This is a genomic window from Pedobacter segetis, assembly GCF_016623585.1.
GTDB classification, from domain to species: Bacteria; Bacteroidota; Bacteroidia; order Sphingobacteriales; family Sphingobacteriaceae; genus Pseudopedobacter; species Pseudopedobacter segetis.
Genome location: NZ_JAEHFY010000011.1, coordinates 112,635 through 130,117, shown reverse-complemented (window position 1 = coordinate 130,117; position 17,483 = coordinate 112,635). Strand labels below are relative to the sequence as shown.

Below are 17,483 nucleotides of genomic sequence, written 5' to 3'. Positions count from 1 at the left end.
AATAGTTTTGTTTTTTAAAATACATTAAACCCATACTTGTGTCAATTGTTCTTGGTATAGAGTCATCTTGTGATGAAACATCAGCATCTATCTGCATAGACGGAAAAATAGTCTCAAATATTATAGCCAACCAAACAATTCATGAACAATACGGAGGCGTTGTCCCAGAATTGGCTTCTAGGGTTCATCAACAAAATATTGTTCCGGCCGTTGATCAGGCAATTAACGCTGCGAAAATAAGCAAAAAACAAATAGATGCGGTAGCTTTTACACGCGGCCCCGGTTTATTGGGATCACTGCTAGTAGGTACTTGTTTTTCTAAAGCGTTTGCATTAGCAAACAGTATTCCTTTAATTGAGGTTAACCATATGCAAGCGCATATTTTAGCCCATTTTATTGATGAGCCTAAACCCAAATTTCCGTTTTTATGTTTAACCGTTTCTGGCGGGCATACGCAAATTGTTTTGGTTAAAGATTATTTTGATATGCAAATTGTTGGCGAAACCTTAGACGATGCTGCCGGCGAAGCCTTTGATAAAACCGCAAAAATTTTAGATTTACCTTATCCGGGCGGTCCGCTGATAGATAAATATGCCAAAGAAGGCAATCCAAACAAATATACTTTCCCAGAACCGCAGATTGCTGGCTTAAATTTTAGCTTCAGCGGATTAAAAACTGCTATCCTTTATTTTGTGAGAGATCAGGTGAAAGCTAATCCAAATTTTTTACAAGAAAACTTAAATGATGTTTGCGCATCTGTACAAAGTAGGATCGTTTCTATTTTACTGAATAAGTTTAAAAAAGCAGCGAAAGAACATCACATCACAGATCTAGCCATTGCCGGGGGTGTTTCTGCAAATTCTGGTTTAAGAAAAGGTTTAACAGATTTGGCAAAAGAGCAAAACTTTAACGTGTTTATCCCACAGTTTCAATATTGTACAGACAATGCCGCCATGATTGCCATTGCCGGGTATTATAAATTTTTGAATAAAGATTTTGTAGGACAAGATGTTGCGCCCTTAGCAAGGATGCCTTTTTAGGGAATTATTTTTTCGATAAAAATTGATTTAAAGCATCATATAAAAATATATTTGTGCATTTTAATCCCGAAATAAATTCGGGACAGGCTACGCTTTCCGTTGTGTCTTTTTTTGTCTTATCCTTCGACTCCCTCTTCGACTCCGCTCAGAGTGACAAGGCTCAGAGTGGCAAGGCTCAGAGTGACAAGGATCAGAGAGACAATGCTCAGGATGACAAAAAAAGCCTGCCCGAATTACAGGCGGGGATGCCACTACAATCGTTAACGCCTCTTTAAACGTATCAAAATGAAATATCTCATCGTAGGATTAGGAAATATAGGAAGCGAATATGCCGATAACCGCCACAATATTGGTTTTATGGTTTTGAATCAAATGGCAAAAGAGGCATCCGCAACTTTTAGCACCATGAAACTGGCGGCTTACACAGAAGTGAACCATAAAGGAAGAACATTATGCTTGATAAAACCAACCACTTATATGAATTTGAGCGGAAAAGCAGTGAGGCATTGGATGCAAGAATTAAAGATCCCGATAGAAAACGTGTTGGTGATTGTAGATGATCTGGCGATCCCGTTTGGTTCTGTTAAATTAAAACCCAAAGGAAGCCCTGCTGGGCATAATGGTTTAAAAAGCATCGAAGGTATTTTGGGATCAAATGAATATGCCAGGATTAAGTTTGGGATAAGCGATAACTTTCCCAAAGGCAGGCAGGTAGATTACGTTTTAAGCGGCTTTGATAAAGACGAAATACCTGCTTTGCCCGCATTGATAGATAAAACCATCAACATGATAAAGAGCTTTGCAACTATTGGTGCAGAGCTAACAATGACTAATTTTAATAAATAAGAATTATGAACGTTAAGATATTCGGCATCCCTAATTGTGGCTCGGTAAAAAAAGCCAAAACCTTTTTTGAGCAAAACAAAATCGATTACGATTTCCACGATTATAAGAAACTCGGCGTAAGCCAACAAAATCTAGAAAAATGGTGTAAAGAGTTTGGTTGGGAAAAAGTACTCAATAAAAAAGGCTTAACCTGGCGCAATCTAGATGAAATCATCAAAATAGAGGTTAAAGATGCAGCTTCGGCAATAAAATTGATGAAGGATAATACCAGCACAATTAAGAGGCCGGTTGTAGAAAGTGCAAAAGGAAATATCATTGGCTTTAACGAAGAGGAATATGAACAGCTTTTTATTTAAACCCATAAATGTATTTGCAGCGTTAAAAAATGTTAAGCATTTGCTTATTAAAAGATATTAATTGATCTTTGTAAAGATGAAAAACCTCTTTATCGTTTTGTTAAGTCTATTGCCATTTGCGTTAAAAGCCCAAATGAAGATAGAAGGTACGGCTTACGATGCTGATACCCACAACAAATTGAAACTGGTTTTTGTAAATAACCTTACCCAAAGAGAAGTTGATCATACAGGGCAAAAAGGAGATTTTGTGGTGAAAGCCGATTTAGGAGACCTCATTATTTTTTCTTGCCCGGGTTACCAAAACGACACTTTGGTTTTAGAGAACATGCGCCCAAAACTGGTTTTAATGCGCCCAAGCCTGATCGTTTTGGATGAAGTTATTGTTAGCGCAAAAGGGAACGTACCAGAAAACGTAAGGAGTGCATATTCTTCTGCATATTCTTATGCCAACACCACCGTTTTAACCCAAGACGGCAAGCTTAGCTTGGGAAATGCCTTTGGCAAACAATCTCAACAAAAAAGGGCTTTTCAAAAATTTATGGATAAAGAGCTGAACGAAAAAGTGATAGATCAAAAGTTTAATAAAGAACTGGTAACAAACCTTACCAAAATAAGGGGGCAATTGTTAGAAGATTTTATGTCATACTATCGCCCAACCTATTCACAGGTTACCAGCATGAACGATGTTGACCTACGAACTTATATCGTAAAATCTTACAACGAGTATATTAGGTTACCAGCAGAAAACCGTATTTATCCCAATTTGCCTAAAACATCTTTTAGCGGGAGTTTCTAACAACGTAACAATTTTATCGTATTAAAATTATTCATTACAATATACATTATATTGCTTTTTTTATTTAATCCTATTTCATGCTAAAATTTCAATTTATAGGTGTTTTAAGTCTTTCTATTTGCTTAATGGGTTTTAAGGCAAACTCACAAACACAAAACCCTACCGCTACTACTAGCAACTATGATTATAACGAAGCGTTTAAACCCTTTTATTTTACCCAAAATGGGAACACTTATCGTTCGGCAAGTGGGCAGCCGGGCCAACAATATTGGCAAAACCGATCTGATTATCAATTAACGGCATCATTAAACGAAGCCGAAAATAAGATCACAGGTACAGAGGTTTTGACCTATACCAACAACAGCCCAGATGAGCTATCTTTTATATGGATGAATTTAGACCAAAATCTATTCAAGCAAGATTCTCGCGGAACGGCCATCATCCCGCCTACGGGTAGCCGAAACGGAAGCCATGGGCAAAATTTTGATGGCGGGCATCAATTAAGTTTAGTCCGTTTGATCAGTTTAAATGGTAAAAACCAAGAAGTTGATCTAAAATACATGATCAATGATACCCGCATCCAAATATTTTTACCAGAAAACCTAAAGGCAAACGGTGGGGTTTTAAAAATGAAGATCGATTTTTCTTATATCTCCCCAGAGTATGGATCTGATAGGATGGGTGTTTTAGAGACTAAAAACGGTAAAATTTTTACCCAGGCACAATGGTATCCAAGATCATGTGTGTACGACGATGTTACCGGTTGGAATACCCTCCCTTATACTGGCCCAAGTGAGTTTTATTTAGACTATGGGAACTTTGATGTCAACATCACCGTCCCTGCAAGTCATATAGTGGTTTGCTCTGGCGAATTGCAAAACGCCAAAGAGGTTTATACCCCAGAAGAAAACAAAAGATGGGAATCCGCTTCAAAGAGCGATGCAACCGTAATGATACGAAGTGCCGATGAGGTAACCGACCCTGCATCCCGCCCTAGCGGAAAAAAGGAGCTGACCTGGCATTTTAAATTAGAAAACGCAAGGGATGTAGCATGGGCTTCTTCCCCGGCATTTATAATTGATGCCGCAAGGATGAATTTGCCAAACGATAAAAAATCTATGGCGATATCTGCCTACCCCGTAGAAAGTGCCGGTAATGATGCTTGGAGCCGATCAACAGAATACACTAAGAAATCCATCGAGTATAACTCTAGCAAATGGTACCCTTTTACTTATCCTGCGGCAACAAACGTAGCGGGTAACGAAGGTGGGATGGAATACCCAGGGATAGTTTTTTGTGGGTGGAAATCTAAAAAAGCGAGTTTGTGGGGCGTTACAGACCATGAATTTGGACATAATTGGTTCCCGATGATCGTAGGTTCTAACGAACGTTTATACGGTTGGATGGATGAAGGCTTTAACACTTTTATCAACACCTTATCTACCCAGAATTTCAATAATGGAGAGTATGCCCCAAAAGCAGCAACAGATATGCACAAATTGGCACCATACTTAACAAACCCCGTTTTTGAGCCGATAATGGTTAGCCCAGATAATATGAAAGAATCTCATATTGGCGTATTATGCTACTTTAAGCCAAGTACGGGATTGATTTTATTGCGAGAACAAATTTTGGGACCAGAGCGTTTTGATAGGGCTTTTCAAACTTATATTAACAGATGGGCATTTAAACACCCAACCCCAAACGATTTTTTTAGAACAATAGAAAACGTTGCCGGCGAAAACTTAAACTGGTTTTGGAGAGGTTGGTTTGCGAACAATTGGAAAGCAGACATTGCTGTTAACGACGTAAAGTATGTTAAAGATGATGCTAAAAATGGTGCATTGATCACGGTAGAGTGTAAAGAAAAAATGCCTATCCCCGTGATTTTAGAAATCAAAACAGAAAGTGGTAAAACAGAAACCATCAAATTACCAGTAGAAATTTGGGAAAGAAACAATACTTGGACACTACAATATCCTTCTACAGAAAAAATAGAATCGGTAACTTTTGATCCACAACACGTACTGCCAGACAGCAATTCTGCAAATGATGTTTGGACAGCAGATAAATAGTTTTAACTTATGATCTAATATTAAGGCAAGCCTTTATGGTTTGCCTTTTTTTGTTTTAGAGCTATTTTTGGGCGTTTTTACACTCCGCAAACTGGCGTATATATCTTTTTATTTGTCTTCCTTCGACCCCCCCTATTCGAATTTGCTCAGAATGACAATGCTAAGGATGACAAAAAAGAGTTTGCCCAAATTACAGGCGGGGATGCTGTTTCTATCATTAACGCAAAAATGTTTGACCTATTTAAAACTAAATTATTTAAGATTGTTCTATAAGTCTTTAGATTTACATCTTCAATTTAATTGTAATAGAATTTATCTATATTTACTTTTATGACCATTGTTCAATTAGAATACGTAGTTGCGGTTGATACCTATCGCAGTTTTGTTTTAGCGGCAGAAAAATGTTTTGTTACCCAGCCAACGCTAAGTATGCAGGTACAAAAACTAGAAGAGCATTTGGGCGTTAAGCTTTTTGACCGCTCTAGACAACCGGTAATACCAACCGAGATCGGTATAGAGGTTATAGAACAAGCCCGTATCTTATTACAAGAAAGTTATAAAATAAAAGAGATTATTGAAGAGCGTAAAGGCGAATTGGCCGGGGAATTAAAGATTGGTGTGATACCAACTATTGCCCCCTATTTGCTGCCCCATGTAATAGGTGGTTTTATTGAAAAATACCCAAAGGTAAAACTTATCGTTTCAGAACTAACAACAGAAAACATCATCCATCAATTAAAAGTTAACCTGTTAGATTGTGGTATTTTGGCAACCCCTTTAGATGAAAATGCCTTAACAGAACGCCCTGTTTTTTATGAGAATTTTGTGAGCTATATTTCTAAGCACAGCCCCATTTTTAAGAAAAAAGCCATCAACACAAGTGATTTGGATGTGGATAATCTTTGGCTTTTAAACGAGGGCCATTGTATGAGAAACCAGGTTTTAAATATTTGTAAACATAAAAACTCTAATGATGCAAAATTAGAATACAATACAGGCAGTATAGAAACGCTTATAAAAATGGTAGATTTGAATGATGGCATTACCATTTTGCCAGAACTCTCCCTTCAAGATTTTTCTGTTAAGCAGTTGGATAAGGTTAGATATTTTAAAAGCCCGGAGCCAAGTAGAGAAGTAAGCATTGTTACCAACAAAAACTTTGTTAAAAAAAGAGTGATCGATGCTTTGGAAAGCGAAATTTTAAATGCTGTGCCAAAAAGAATGAAAACCAAAAAGAAAAAAGAGATCATCGGAATATAGATCTTTAAAAATCGGCTTCCATTTTACCGATCATTTTTGCTACACGTTCTTCCAAAGTTTCGGTACTTAATTTTTCTCTGCTCAATCTATCAACCATTACGGGAAAAGCGAAAGGAGATGGCCCATTAGTATGTTTGATGATATGTTTTTGCGATTGTATCCTTTGCAAAGCTTCACGCATCCTAAACTCTTCCAATTGAAAAGCCAACGCTTCGTTGTAGGCTTGCCTTATCAGTAAATTATCCTTTTCATACTCGTTAAAAACATCAAACAATAAAGATGTATTAGATTGCAGATTCTTGTTAGACATATTTTTGCCCGGGAAACCCGTAAAAACCAACCCGGCGATATGGGCAATGTCCCTAAATTTTCTCCTTGCCATCTCATTGGCATTTAAACTATGCTGAATATCATCCAATAAATTTCTATCGCTAAATAAACCATCCAAAATTGATTGCTCCAAGGGCATTTCTTCATCTGTAAGCAACTCAAAACCATAATCGTTCATCGCAATAGAAAACGAAGCACTTTTAAGTTTTGTGATCCTGTAGGCAAAAAGTGATGCTAAACCTTCATGTACCAAGCGGCCTTCAAAAGGATAGAAAAAATAATGAAATCCGCTCCTGCTTTGAAGGGTCTCTATTAAAAATTCATCTTTAAAAGGTAAGTGAGATTGCGCAATTTGGCGATCAAATAAAGGGCGCAAAGCTTTTACCTCTTCATCTTCTTCTACGCCCAAGGCAACTTCATCCAATTTTTCTCTAAATACGGCAGAAAGTTGGGAAGATAAGGGCATCCTGCTCCCAACCCAACTAGCAATCTGTCCTTTCTTTTTATTGCTCTTTTTTACAAAAGCGGTCATATCCTTAAAGCGGATAAACTCTAAGCTTCTACCTGCAAACCAAAACGTATCACCTGCTTTTAGTTTAGAAATAAATCCTTCTTCTACTGTTCCCAAACTCCCGCCCGATTGAAATTTTACCCTCACGTTTATATCCCCAGTAATGGTTCCCATGCTTAAACGATGCCTCATGGCCACTCTTTTATCGTTAACCTTAAAAATACCATCCTGGATCTCTACTTTTAGAAACTCATCGTAGGCACTCAATGATTTCCCTCCTCGGGTAATAAACTGTAAAATATCGTGGAACTCGTTTCGGCTTAAATCGGCGTAAGCAAATGTGTTGATGATTTGCTGATAAGTATCTTCTGCTCTAAAACCATCAGAAACCGCAAGTGTTACCAAATACTGTATCAACACATCATAAGCCAACAAAATTGGATCGCGGCTTTCAAAAATCTTATGGGCAATACCGTATTTTAACGCAGCTCCTTCCAATAATTCTAAAGAATGCGTAGGCACAAAATATGCTTTAGAGGTTGCGCCAGGATGATGCCCACTTCTACCCGCCCTTTGCATAAACCGGGCAACCCCCTTCGGGCTTCCTATTTGTATAACGGTATCAACCGGGCGAAAATCTACGCCTAAATCTAAACTTGAAGTGCAAACCACCAATTTTAAAATTGCTGCATGTAACGCTTCCTCTACCCAAGCTCTTAGTTGGTTATCTAAAGAACCATGGTGCATGGCCATAACGCCAGCATATTCTGGATAATTATCCAAGATGGCATGGTACCAAATTTCTGATTGCGCCCTTGTGTTGGTAAATATCAAAGTGGTTTTGCTATTGGCCACGATCTGCATCACTTGTGGTAAAAGTTTTAGGCCAATATGCCCGCTCCAGCTATATTTTTCTACGTTTTCTGGGATAATGGATTTTATCGCAAGCTTTTTTGTGATGTTGGCCCGCACCATTCTCTTTCTTTCTAAAGGAAAATTTGGCCCTAATAAAACATCTGCGGCTTCCTCTAAATTACCAATGGTTGCGCTGATGCCCCAAATTTTTAACTGTTTAAAGTCGGTAGCTTTTACTCCGTTGTTCGCAGTTTGATTGGCTGCTTTTTTTGTGTAAATAGATTGGTTTTTATGCTCTTCAATAAGCGGACTGTCTTCTATCGACTGCCGACTTCTAAGACTTTTAAGCCTAGATAAACCTAATTCTACTTGTACGCCGCGTTTTGTGCCCAATAGTTCATGCCACTCGTCAATTACCACAACCCTCAAATTTTTGAAAGTTTTTGGATATTCTTTTTGCGCCAACATTAAATGCAAACTTTCTGGTGTTGTTAATAAAACTTCTGGGGGTTTGCGTTTGATGGCTTGTTTATCTGAAGAAGAAGTATCTCCTGTTCTTGTGCCTATTTTCCATGGGATGCCTAAATCATCAACCACAGATTGCATGGCTTTTTGAATATCATTTGTTAAGGCCCGAAGTGGCGTTATCCATAATAACATTAAGCCGCTATTTAGCTTTTGCCGGTAAGTTTCAGGGTTTTCATTGATGTAATCTGCCAGAAAAGGCAAAAACATGGCAAAGGTTTTTCCGCTACCTGTTGGGGCATTCAGCAATCCCGAAAAACCATTTAAGTAACTATCCATCATCTCTTTCTGAAACGGGAATTGTTCCCAATCTTTTAAAAGATACCATTGTTGGATAAGTGTTTCTCCCTTAGAGATTGCCATGAATTAAAAATGCTATTTAGCTTTAATTGTTTGCAAAGGAGAAGCCAAAATATTAAAAGGATATTTTATTGCAGGACAGCTCCGTTAAAAATAGAAGCAATTTCAAATTTTGCTTTAGGCAATCTATAAATTTCAAAAAAAGGTATAGCGTATTAAAATACCCGATTACCCAAGATTAAATTCCCAATTTATTCTTCTAACAACCTGCTATCAATTTCTTTGGTTGCTTTTGCACCTAATTTTTTCAAGTTCTCTACTCGGTTTACCAAATTTCCGCTTCCCAAAGTTAGTTTGCTCATGGCATCGCCATATACTTTTTGAGATTTGTCCAAATGGTCGCCAATTTTTTGTAGATCAGAAACAAAGCCTACAAATTTATCATAAAGCTGACCAGCTTTTGTGGCAATATCAATGGCGTTTTTAGTCTGCTGTTCTTGTTTCCAAATAGAGGCCACGGTTTTTAAAGTAGCTAAAAGGGTAGATGGAGTTACGATGACCACTTTTTTGTTCCATGCAAAATCAAAAAGATCTTGATCATATTGAACGGCAATGGCAAAGGAAGATTCTATCGGGATAAATAAAAGCACAAATTCTGGCGAATTGATTTGATAGAGATCCTGATAATTTTTAAGGCTTAAACCTGTGATGTGTGCTTTGATAGAAGCAATATGTTGTTTGGTAAAAGTCGATCTATCATCTTCACTTTCTGCGGAAACCAGTTTCTCATAAGCAATCAAAGAAACTTTAGAATCTATAACAATATGCTTTTGATCGGGTAAAAAAACCACCATATCTGGCAACAATCTATTTCCATCGGCAGCAACATAATTGCTCTGTTTGGTATAATTGATGCCCTCTAACAATCCCGAGCCTTCCATCAGTTTATCCAAAACCATCTCGCCCCAATTTCCCTGCTTTTTATTATCGCCTTTTAAAGCTTTTGTTAGGTTATGTGCTTCATCACTAATCTGCTTGTTAAACTCCATCAGTTTAGAAAGCTCGCCTTTTAAAACATTGCGCTCATCAGATTCTGATTTATAAACTTTCTCTACTTTTTCTTCAAAAGCTTTGATGTTTTCTTTTAATGGATTTAATAAAACATCAAGGTTGGTTCTGTTGGTTTCTGTAAACTCTGCTGTTTTTTGTTTGAGTATTTGTACCGCGATCAGTTCAAAATCTTTAGAGAATTTTGTTTGCGTATCGTTTATGAACTTTTCTTGAAGCTGCAACCGATATTGCTCTGCTTTATAAGCCTCCTCAATTTTAGAAACTTGTTGCTTTTCTTTGGATAAAAGATCGATTAATTCTGTTTTTTCTTCTTCTAAACGATTGATGCGCAGTAAAAAACCTTGTTCCGCTTCTTGTCTTTCTAATTTTGCACTCAAAAACTTCTGCTCGTTAACGGCCAATTCTGTTTTAAGTTGGTGGTATTCTTCAATCGTAACTCCGTTTATGGTTTTTGGCTTTTTAAGAAATAAAACGATAGAAATTAAAAGAACAACAACTGATATGATGATTGGGATGAAATCCATTTAAGGTTTTGTTTAAAATCAAATGTAATAACAATTTGAGAAAAGCCCGAGACCAAATAGGCAGGAGATATTTAAAAAACCAAATTTAACAAAAAAACTCTTTGCTGATTTAATAGATTGGCTTGATACCAACGTAGAGAAGAAATACCTGCCAACCATAAACCCTAATTATATAGCATCAAAAGAAGTTCGTAAAGTGCCTTTTGTAGATTTATACGGGGCTTACCATGCGGGCAAAGATATTCTTAAACTCGCACATTAAGTAATGCTAAAAACAGGAACCGCTTAAATGAACTAAAACAAACAAATATTTTTTCTCGTAGCTATTCTAAAAAGCTTTGCTTTATTTCTTAGGTCTTCACTATTTGGGGGCAAACCTTACCCTTATAAAATGACAGCCCTATAACCTAAAAATAATATGTCTAAGGGCGCAAACTTTTAACTTTACATAAACGTTAATAAGGCAGAAATATAGCAGATGAGAGGTTACGGTTTTTCAAAATATATCCCTAAACAATTACCAAATGGCGGGTTTGAGGAGTTACTGAAATTATTTTTAGAACTTTTAAACTATACAGCCGGTGATGCCAATGAGGCTTTAGCTTGGATGAACGAGCTGGATAAGCAGCATAACATCACTAAAGATGATTATGGCATGGGCGATTTTATAGAAGATTTGAAAAGCAAAGGCTATTTGGGCGATGATGATAAAGGTGGAGGTTTCAATATCACGGCCAAAACGGAGCAAACCATCCGTAAATCGGCATTAGAAGAAATTTTTGGGAAATTAAAAAAATCTGGCAAAGGCAACCATTCTACCCCAAAAAGCGGCCCCGGGGAAGAAAAAAATGCAGATAGAAGAGAATATCAATTTGGCGATAGTTCTGATCAGATAGATATGACTGCCTCTATCCAAAATGCGCAGATCAATAACGGCATCGGTGATTTTATGATGACGGAGCGTGATCTGGAAGTAGAAGAGCGAGATTTTAAAACGCTAACATCTACCGTTTTGATGATAGATATTTCCCATTCTATGATCCTTTACGGCGAGGATAGGATTACCCCTGCCAAAAAAGTGGCCATGGCCTTGGCAGAACTGATCAAAACAAAATACCCGAAAGACACCTTGGATATTGTGGTTTTTGGTAACGATGCTTGGCCGATAACCGTTAAAGATTTGCCCTATTTGCAAGTTGGGCCATATCATACCAATACTTATGCTGGTTTAGAGCTGGCTACTGATATTTTAAGACGTAGAAAAACCCACAACAAGCAAATTTTTATGATTACTGATGGTAAGCCAACTTGCTTAAAAGAGGGCTTAAAGTATTATAAAAATAGCGTTGGATTGGACAAGAAAGTCATCAATAAAACTTTGACAATGGCTGCCCAATGTAAAAAGTTGAATATCCCTATCACTACCTTCATGATTGCCCGCGACCCTTACTTACAACAATTTGTGAGGAAATTTACCGAAGTAAATGGCGGCAGGGCATTTTACAGTTCGTTAAAAGGTTTAGGCGAATACATTTTTGAAGATTATATAAAGAATAGAAGAAAAACGGTGAGATAGGATATGAGATTTAAGAGCCAAGTATCAAGAAACAAGAACTTTTTTAATAGATTCAAAACGGGAAATACTAACATCAAAACAATAAATTTCACACCATAATATTAGAAAGTCCCCCCTACGCCAGCTGGCGGAGAAGGATTTAGGATGAGGCACATGATAAAGACACTAGGAGAATTAAAAAAATCGGGATATAAAAGCCGTTCGATAAAAGAAGAATTAAGGGAAAACCTAATTGCAAGGCTAAAAGATAAAAATTTGGGTTTTGAGGGGATCATAGGTTTTGAAGATACCGTTATGCCCGATCTGCAAACGGCCATTTTAAGCCGCCATAACATTTTGTTATTGGGTTTGCGTGGGCAAGCCAAAACCAGGATTGCCCGTTTAATGGTAAACCTGTTAGATGAGTATATCCCCTATATTGCAGGTTCTGAATTATACGATGATCCTTTAAACCCGATAAGTTGGGCGGGTAAAAACACTATTGAAATACATGGCGATGAAACTCCAATTGCTTGGTGGCACCGTAGCGATAGATATACAGAAAAATTGGCTACTCCGGATGTTACCGTGGCAGATTTAATAGGAGACATTGACCCCATAAAAGCGGCAACGCAAAAATTAAACTATTCTGACGAAAGGGTAATCCATTTTGGTTTGATACCAAGGGCACACAGGAGCATTTTTGTAATCAATGAACTGCCAGATTTACAGGCCAGGATACAGGTTGCATTGTTTAATATTTTGCAAGAGCATGATATACAAATTAGGGGTTTTAAATTAAGGTTGCCTTTAGATATACAATTTGTGTTTACGGCAAACCCAGAAGATTATACCAACCGTGGATCTATTGTTACACCTTTGAAAGATAGGATCGAAAGCCAGATCTTAACTCATTACCCAAAATCTATTGCCATTTCTAGAAAAATTACGCAACAAGAAGCATTAATAACACCCAATCAAAAGCTGATTGAAGCAGATGGCTTGGTTAAAGATTTAATAGAGCAAATAGCCTTTGAAGCTAGAAATTCTGAATACATAGATAAAAAATCTGGGGTTTCTGCAAGGCTGACTATCTCTGCCTATGAAAATTTGATTTCACATGCAGAAAGAAGGATGTTGATCAACGGCGAGAAAAGTACGGTAGTAAGAATTAGCGATTTCTTGGGCGTGATCCCGGCAATAACCGGCAAAATTGAGTTGGTTTATGAGGGAGAACTAGAGGGACCGGCAAAAGTTGCCAATATTTTGATAGGAAAAGCGATAAAAACATTACTTCAAACCTATTTCCCAGATCCAGAAAGAATGAAAAAAGCCAAAAAAGATAATCCTTATGCGGATATCATTAACTGGTTTGGAAGTGGAAATAGCTTAAATTTATTAGACGATATTACCGACGTTGAATATAAAAAAGCTTTAAACTCTGTCCCGGGGTTAAAGGAAGTTGTTAAACAATTCCATAAAGACATCAGCGAAAGCCAAAAACTGCTTTATATGGAATTTGTGTTACATGGCTTGGCAGAATTCTCTTTGGTAAGCAAAGGCTATTTAGAAAAAGGCTATGAATTTAAGGATATGTTCAATAGCTTGTTCAGTTCAGAATTTGCAGATGAAGATGGCGAAGACGATTTTAACGATAGATATTAAATAAACAAATAGCCCACGGTTTTAATAGTGGGCTATTTGTTTGTTTTGCGGTTAGGGATTGCAGTGAAAATCTTTTTTTTGTTATTCTGAGCGAAGTCGAAGAATGGACAAAAAAATTTATCCTCCGGCTGGCGGACCTACACTCTTTTTCTGCGGGAAACGCCAAAAAATATTAAAAAGAACATGGGAAGAGTTATACCACTCATAATTATAACCTTTTTGCTTTTGCTGATAGATTTTTACAGCTTCAAAGCAATTATGAATGTTTACCGAGATTGGAACATCAAAAAGCGAAAAATTTTAAAATCTATTTGGTGGGGATATACTTTGATCTTGCTCTTAGGGGTTTATTTGAGCATGATTTTTAATCTATACCTAAGTATAAAAACCGTGTTCTTGGTGGCTTTCTTCATTACCTTTGTAACCAAACTGGTTTTTATGCCTTTCTTGTTTATAGATGATATAAGGCGTTTTTTTTTATGGATAAAAGGTAAAATTTTTCCTGAAAAAGAGGTTGTTAAGCAAGAAAATTCCATTCCGCGTTCAGAGTTTTTGGTTAAAGCGGGTTTAGCTGTTGCGGCCATCCCTTTGGCATCGTTAACCTGGGGAATTGCCTATGGTGCTTATGATTATAGGGTAAGGAGGCAGACTTTGTATTTCAAAAATTTACCATCAGAATTTGACGGGATTACGTTGGGGCAGATATCCGACATACATTCTGGGAGTTTCTACAATAAAAAAGCGGTTTTGGGCGGTGTAGAAATGCTATTGCAACAAAAGCCCGATTTTATATTTTTTACTGGTGATCTGGTAAATGGCAAAGCCACCGAAATGAAAGATTACCAAGATATTTTTTCTAAAGTAAGAGCACCTTTGGGCGTTTATTCTACCTTGGGTAACCATGATTATGGCACCTATGAAAAATGGGCTAGCGAAGCGGCTAGATTAAAAAATGTGGAAGATGTTAAAAAAGCACATCAATTAATGGGTTGGGATCTATTGATGAACGAAAACCGCAGGTTGAAAGTAAACGGAGCAGAAATTGGTATTTTGGGAATCGAAAATTGGGGTACCGGCCGTTTCCCTAAGTTTGGTAAAATGGAAGAGGCCATTAAAAACACCGATGATCTGCCGATAAAACTACTGCTTTCTCATGATCCTTCGCACTGGCGGGCAGAAGTATTGCCAAAATACCCCACCGTTGATGCAAGTTTCGCCGGCCATACACATGGTGCGCAATTTGGTATCGAAAGCGAATATGTTAAATGGAGCCCGGTACAATATGTATATAACGAATGGGACGGGCTTTATAAAGAAGGCAACCAACAATTATACGTAAACGTGGGTTACGGCTTTTTAGGTTATCCGGGGAGAGTTGGTATTTTGCCAGAGATCACTATTTTTGAATTAAAAAAAGGTTAGTTTTTTCTATTGAGAAATATAAAATCTGTTTGCTAGCTTTAAACCGTTGGCTTTCCACTTTAAAATGATTAGATATTTCCGGCTTCCTTTAGATTTTTTACTCTTTAGCAACATCTTTATTTCTTTGGGTGCGGCAGCACAAGGTTTGGTAACCTACCATCTGTTAGGCTTTGCCATAAATTGGTACATCATAGGTTGCCTCTTCTTTTCTACCATTGTTTCCTATAATTTTAGCATCCTCATCCAAAAACCAAAAAACCCACAGAATTCAGAATATAGGCGTGTGCGATGGATCTTTGCCCATTATAAACTTAATTTGGCCATTACCGTTTTGGCTGCTTTAGCTTTAATGCCTTGCTTTTTTGAATTGGGTTTTAAGCCCCAAGTACTGTTGGTATTCTTAGGGATTATTTCAATAGGATACTCTACCCCTTTATTTTCTACCGGTGGGGCAAAATACGGTTTAAGAAACATACCAGGGCTAAAATTATTATTGATCGCTCTGGTTTGGGCCTTAAGTTCGGTATGGTTGCCCTATTTAGAAATTGCTGCTAACCAACAAATTAACCTTAGTAAACCAGATTTATTTATTCTAATTTTTAAGAGATTACTGTTTGTAACAGCAATTACTATCCCTTTTGATATTAGGGATATGCTGCAAGACACCAAGTATAAACTAAAAACAATTGCAACGGTTTATGGCGAAAAAAAAGCCTATTTATTTTGCCAAATATTATTGGTGGTTTATCTGATTTTATTGTTCTTCTTCCGCTCAGGCGGATTCAATATCGATTTTTTTGCGCTCACTTTAACCATTATTCTAACTGCTTGGCTCATTTTTAAATCTAAATGGGAAAAAAATGAATACTACTATTTTTTTTACTTAGACGGAACCTTGATTTTACAATACGTAGTATTGCTTTTCTTTAATCTTATATCCTGAGTAAATTTGAAATCCTCATCACCATTCATCATGAATAAAAACATTTCCATACAATCAATCAATATAAAAGGGAATATAGAACAGTTGGTGGCCGATCATCAATCGGTAAAAACCGCTTTTAAAAAAGAAAGCATTGGTGATAGAAACATATTTTTACGCATGACGGGTTTTGAAGGCGATATGGTTGCAGATAAAAAACACCATGGCGGCAACGATAAGGCGATTTGCTGTTATAGTGCAAATAGGTTTGCCTATTGGGAAAAAGAATTAAATTTAGATTTAGGGTTTGCCGCCTTTGGAGAAAACCTAACCCTAGAAGGAGAAAGTAGTTTAGAAGAAAATATTTTTATTGGCGATAAATATCAATTAGGAGATGCAATAGTAGAAGTTTCAGAACCCCGTGGGCCTTGTTTTATCATCGGGATAAGATATAACTATAAACCATTCGCTAAACTTTGTCAAGATACAGGTTTTACTGGTTTCTATCTGCGCACCATCAAAGAGGGGCAGGTTAAAAAAACCGATGGATTGGTACATTTATCAGCTCATCCAAAAAAGATCTCTGTTGCTTTTGTTAACCAAATCCGTTACCACGATTTTAAAAATAAAGCCGCTCTAGAACGCTTGGTTGATTTAAAAGAACTCACTTTAGAATGGAGAGAAAAACTAGAGGTATTATTAAGAAAGGCAAAATGAAAATAGGTTTTACCGGTTATTTTAAGCATCAAAATTATTGCCTATTGTAAGTCATTGGTAAATTTATTGTCTTATTAGTAAGAAATAATGTAAAGCTTTAATAAATAAATAGATATTTGTCTCATTGGTTATTAAAAATGAAAATAAATATTCTATCCCTATTGCTGCTTGCGCTTTTAGCTACTTCATGCGTTAATAGAGAAAAAGTGCGTTTAAGGGGTGCCCAAAACATTAAGGGAACCGTTTACGGCGACTCTATACTTGACAATAACGTTAGAGAATTAAGTACTTTATTAGATTTGGTACATGGTGGCGAGCGTGAAAAAGTTACCGTTAAAGGTGTGGTTAATAATGTTTGCAATAAAGACGGTAATTGGGTTACCATTAAATTACCCAATAACGACCTTATGAAGGTAAATTTTGAAGAAGGTAAATTTAAAATTCCCAACAGCACTAAAGGAAAAACGGTAGTAATTAAAGGAATGGCCAAAACCGATATTTTTAGCGAAGATCAACAAAAGCAGCTCGCCCAAGAAATTGATGCCCCAGAAAAAGAAATAGCAAAAATAAAAGGCCCAAAAAGAATGATCTCTTTTGATGCGATCGGTATGGTGGTATTGTAGTCATCAATTTTCGGCTGGTTATGCAAGGCCAAAATAAATGATCTATTAGATCAAACCTTAGTGCTTCATAAAGTTAAGGCTCAAAAATTA

At 37.0% G+C, this 17,483-nt stretch carries 14 protein-coding genes; 12 read left to right on the top strand and 2 right to left on the bottom strand.

The window, feature by feature from the left end:
* The first annotated feature begins 38 nt into the window (after positions 1-38).
* The 6 genes from tsaD to I5M32_RS09230 all read left to right on the top strand — a co-directional run bounded on the left by tsaD (position 39) and on the right by I5M32_RS09230 (position 6,373).
* Positions 39-1,040 (top strand): tRNA (adenosine(37)-N6)-threonylcarbamoyltransferase complex transferase subunit TsaD, encoded by a 1,002-nt coding sequence (gene tsaD / locus I5M32_RS09255; RefSeq protein ID WP_200585944.1) that lies wholly within the window; start codon positions 39-41, stop codon positions 1,038-1,040.
* 285 nt (positions 1,041-1,325) lie between these two features.
* Entirely contained in the window at positions 1,326-1,886 is a 561-nt protein-coding gene (gene pth / locus I5M32_RS09250; protein ID WP_200585943.1) for an aminoacyl-tRNA hydrolase, read from the top strand.
* Positions 1,887-1,891: 5 nt separating this feature from the next.
* Complete coding sequence (locus I5M32_RS09245; protein WP_200585942.1) at positions 1,892-2,242, top strand: Spx/MgsR family RNA polymerase-binding regulatory protein; 351 nt, start codon at positions 1,892-1,894, stop codon at positions 2,240-2,242.
* 76 nt (positions 2,243-2,318) lie between these two features.
* On the top strand, positions 2,319-3,038 hold the full coding sequence (locus I5M32_RS09240) for a hypothetical protein (protein WP_200585941.1): 720 nt from the start codon (positions 2,319-2,321) through the stop codon (positions 3,036-3,038).
* 77 nt (positions 3,039-3,115) lie between these two features.
* On the top strand, positions 3,116-5,113 hold the full coding sequence (locus tag I5M32_RS09235) for a M1 family metallopeptidase (protein WP_200585940.1): 1,998 nt from the start codon (positions 3,116-3,118) through the stop codon (positions 5,111-5,113).
* A gap of 330 nt (positions 5,114-5,443) precedes the next feature.
* Positions 5,444-6,373, top strand: coding sequence for a hydrogen peroxide-inducible genes activator (locus tag I5M32_RS09230; protein ID WP_200585939.1), 930 nt, complete (start codon positions 5,444-5,446; stop codon positions 6,371-6,373).
* 4 nt (positions 6,374-6,377) lie between these two features.
* Here I5M32_RS09230 and I5M32_RS09225 read toward each other — a convergent pair whose 3' ends face one another.
* Together I5M32_RS09225 and I5M32_RS09220 are read right to left on the bottom strand one after the other, a co-directional pair.
* On the bottom strand, positions 6,378-8,957 hold the full coding sequence (locus I5M32_RS09225; protein WP_200585938.1) for a ligase-associated DNA damage response DEXH box helicase: 2,580 nt from the start codon (positions 8,955-8,957) through the stop codon (positions 6,378-6,380).
* A gap of 188 nt (positions 8,958-9,145) precedes the next feature.
* Entirely contained in the window at positions 9,146-10,489 is a 1,344-nt protein-coding gene (locus tag I5M32_RS09220) for a DNA recombination protein RmuC (RefSeq protein ID WP_200585937.1), read from the bottom strand.
* A gap of 478 nt (positions 10,490-10,967) precedes the next feature.
* Between I5M32_RS09220 and I5M32_RS09215 the strand changes: the two genes are divergently transcribed.
* From I5M32_RS09215 to I5M32_RS09190, 6 genes are all read left to right on the top strand, one after another.
* Positions 10,968-12,065 (top strand): vWA domain-containing protein, encoded by a 1,098-nt coding sequence (locus tag I5M32_RS09215; RefSeq protein WP_200585936.1) that lies wholly within the window; start codon positions 10,968-10,970, stop codon positions 12,063-12,065.
* Between the two features lie 153 nt (positions 12,066-12,218).
* Complete coding sequence (locus tag I5M32_RS09210) at positions 12,219-13,709, top strand: MoxR family ATPase (RefSeq protein WP_200585935.1); 1,491 nt, start codon at positions 12,219-12,221, stop codon at positions 13,707-13,709.
* Between the two features lie 183 nt (positions 13,710-13,892).
* On the top strand, positions 13,893-15,131 hold the full coding sequence (locus I5M32_RS09205) for a metallophosphoesterase (RefSeq protein ID WP_200585934.1): 1,239 nt from the start codon (positions 13,893-13,895) through the stop codon (positions 15,129-15,131).
* 64 nt (positions 15,132-15,195) lie between these two features.
* Entirely contained in the window at positions 15,196-16,074 is an 879-nt protein-coding gene (locus I5M32_RS09200) for a UbiA prenyltransferase family protein (RefSeq protein WP_200585933.1), read from the top strand.
* Between the two features lie 30 nt (positions 16,075-16,104).
* Entirely contained in the window at positions 16,105-16,770 is a 666-nt protein-coding gene (locus I5M32_RS09195) for an MOSC domain-containing protein (RefSeq protein ID WP_200585932.1), read from the top strand.
* A 137-nt stretch (positions 16,771-16,907) separates the two neighbouring features.
* Positions 16,908-17,393: a DUF4920 domain-containing protein gene (locus I5M32_RS09190; RefSeq protein WP_200585931.1), complete on the top strand. Its 486-nt coding sequence runs from the start codon at positions 16,908-16,910 to the stop codon at positions 17,391-17,393.
* The last annotated feature ends 90 nt before the right edge of the window (positions 17,394-17,483 follow it).

What these genes read in the sequence shown, in the direction of transcription:
- pth (WP_200585943.1), top strand. Translation starts at nt 1,326, where the DNA reads ATGAAATATCTCATCGTAGGATTAGGAAATATAGGAAGCGAATATGCC.
- I5M32_RS09245 (WP_200585942.1), top strand. Translation starts at nt 1,892, where the DNA reads ATGAACGTTAAGATATTCGGCATCCCTAATTGTGGCTCGGTAAAAAAA.
- I5M32_RS09240 (WP_200585941.1), top strand. Translation starts at nt 2,319, where the DNA reads ATGAAAAACCTCTTTATCGTTTTGTTAAGTCTATTGCCATTTGCGTTA.
- I5M32_RS09235 (WP_200585940.1), top strand. Translation starts at nt 3,116, where the DNA reads ATGCTAAAATTTCAATTTATAGGTGTTTTAAGTCTTTCTATTTGCTTA.
- I5M32_RS09230 (WP_200585939.1), top strand. Translation starts at nt 5,444, where the DNA reads ATGACCATTGTTCAATTAGAATACGTAGTTGCGGTTGATACCTATCGC.
- I5M32_RS09225 (WP_200585938.1), bottom strand. Translation starts at nt 8,957, where the DNA reads ATGGCAATCTCTAAGGGAGAAACACTTATCCAACAATGGTATCTTTTA.
- I5M32_RS09220 (WP_200585937.1), bottom strand. Translation starts at nt 10,489, where the DNA reads ATGGATTTCATCCCAATCATCATATCAGTTGTTGTTCTTTTAATTTCT.
- I5M32_RS09215 (WP_200585936.1), top strand. Translation starts at nt 10,968, where the DNA reads ATGAGAGGTTACGGTTTTTCAAAATATATCCCTAAACAATTACCAAAT.
- I5M32_RS09210 (WP_200585935.1), top strand. Translation starts at nt 12,219, where the DNA reads ATGATAAAGACACTAGGAGAATTAAAAAAATCGGGATATAAAAGCCGT.
- I5M32_RS09205 (WP_200585934.1), top strand. Translation starts at nt 13,893, where the DNA reads ATGGGAAGAGTTATACCACTCATAATTATAACCTTTTTGCTTTTGCTG.
- I5M32_RS09200 (WP_200585933.1), top strand. Translation starts at nt 15,196, where the DNA reads ATGATTAGATATTTCCGGCTTCCTTTAGATTTTTTACTCTTTAGCAAC.
- I5M32_RS09195 (WP_200585932.1), top strand. Translation starts at nt 16,105, where the DNA reads ATGAATAAAAACATTTCCATACAATCAATCAATATAAAAGGGAATATA.
- I5M32_RS09190 (WP_200585931.1), top strand. Translation starts at nt 16,908, where the DNA reads ATGAAAATAAATATTCTATCCCTATTGCTGCTTGCGCTTTTAGCTACT.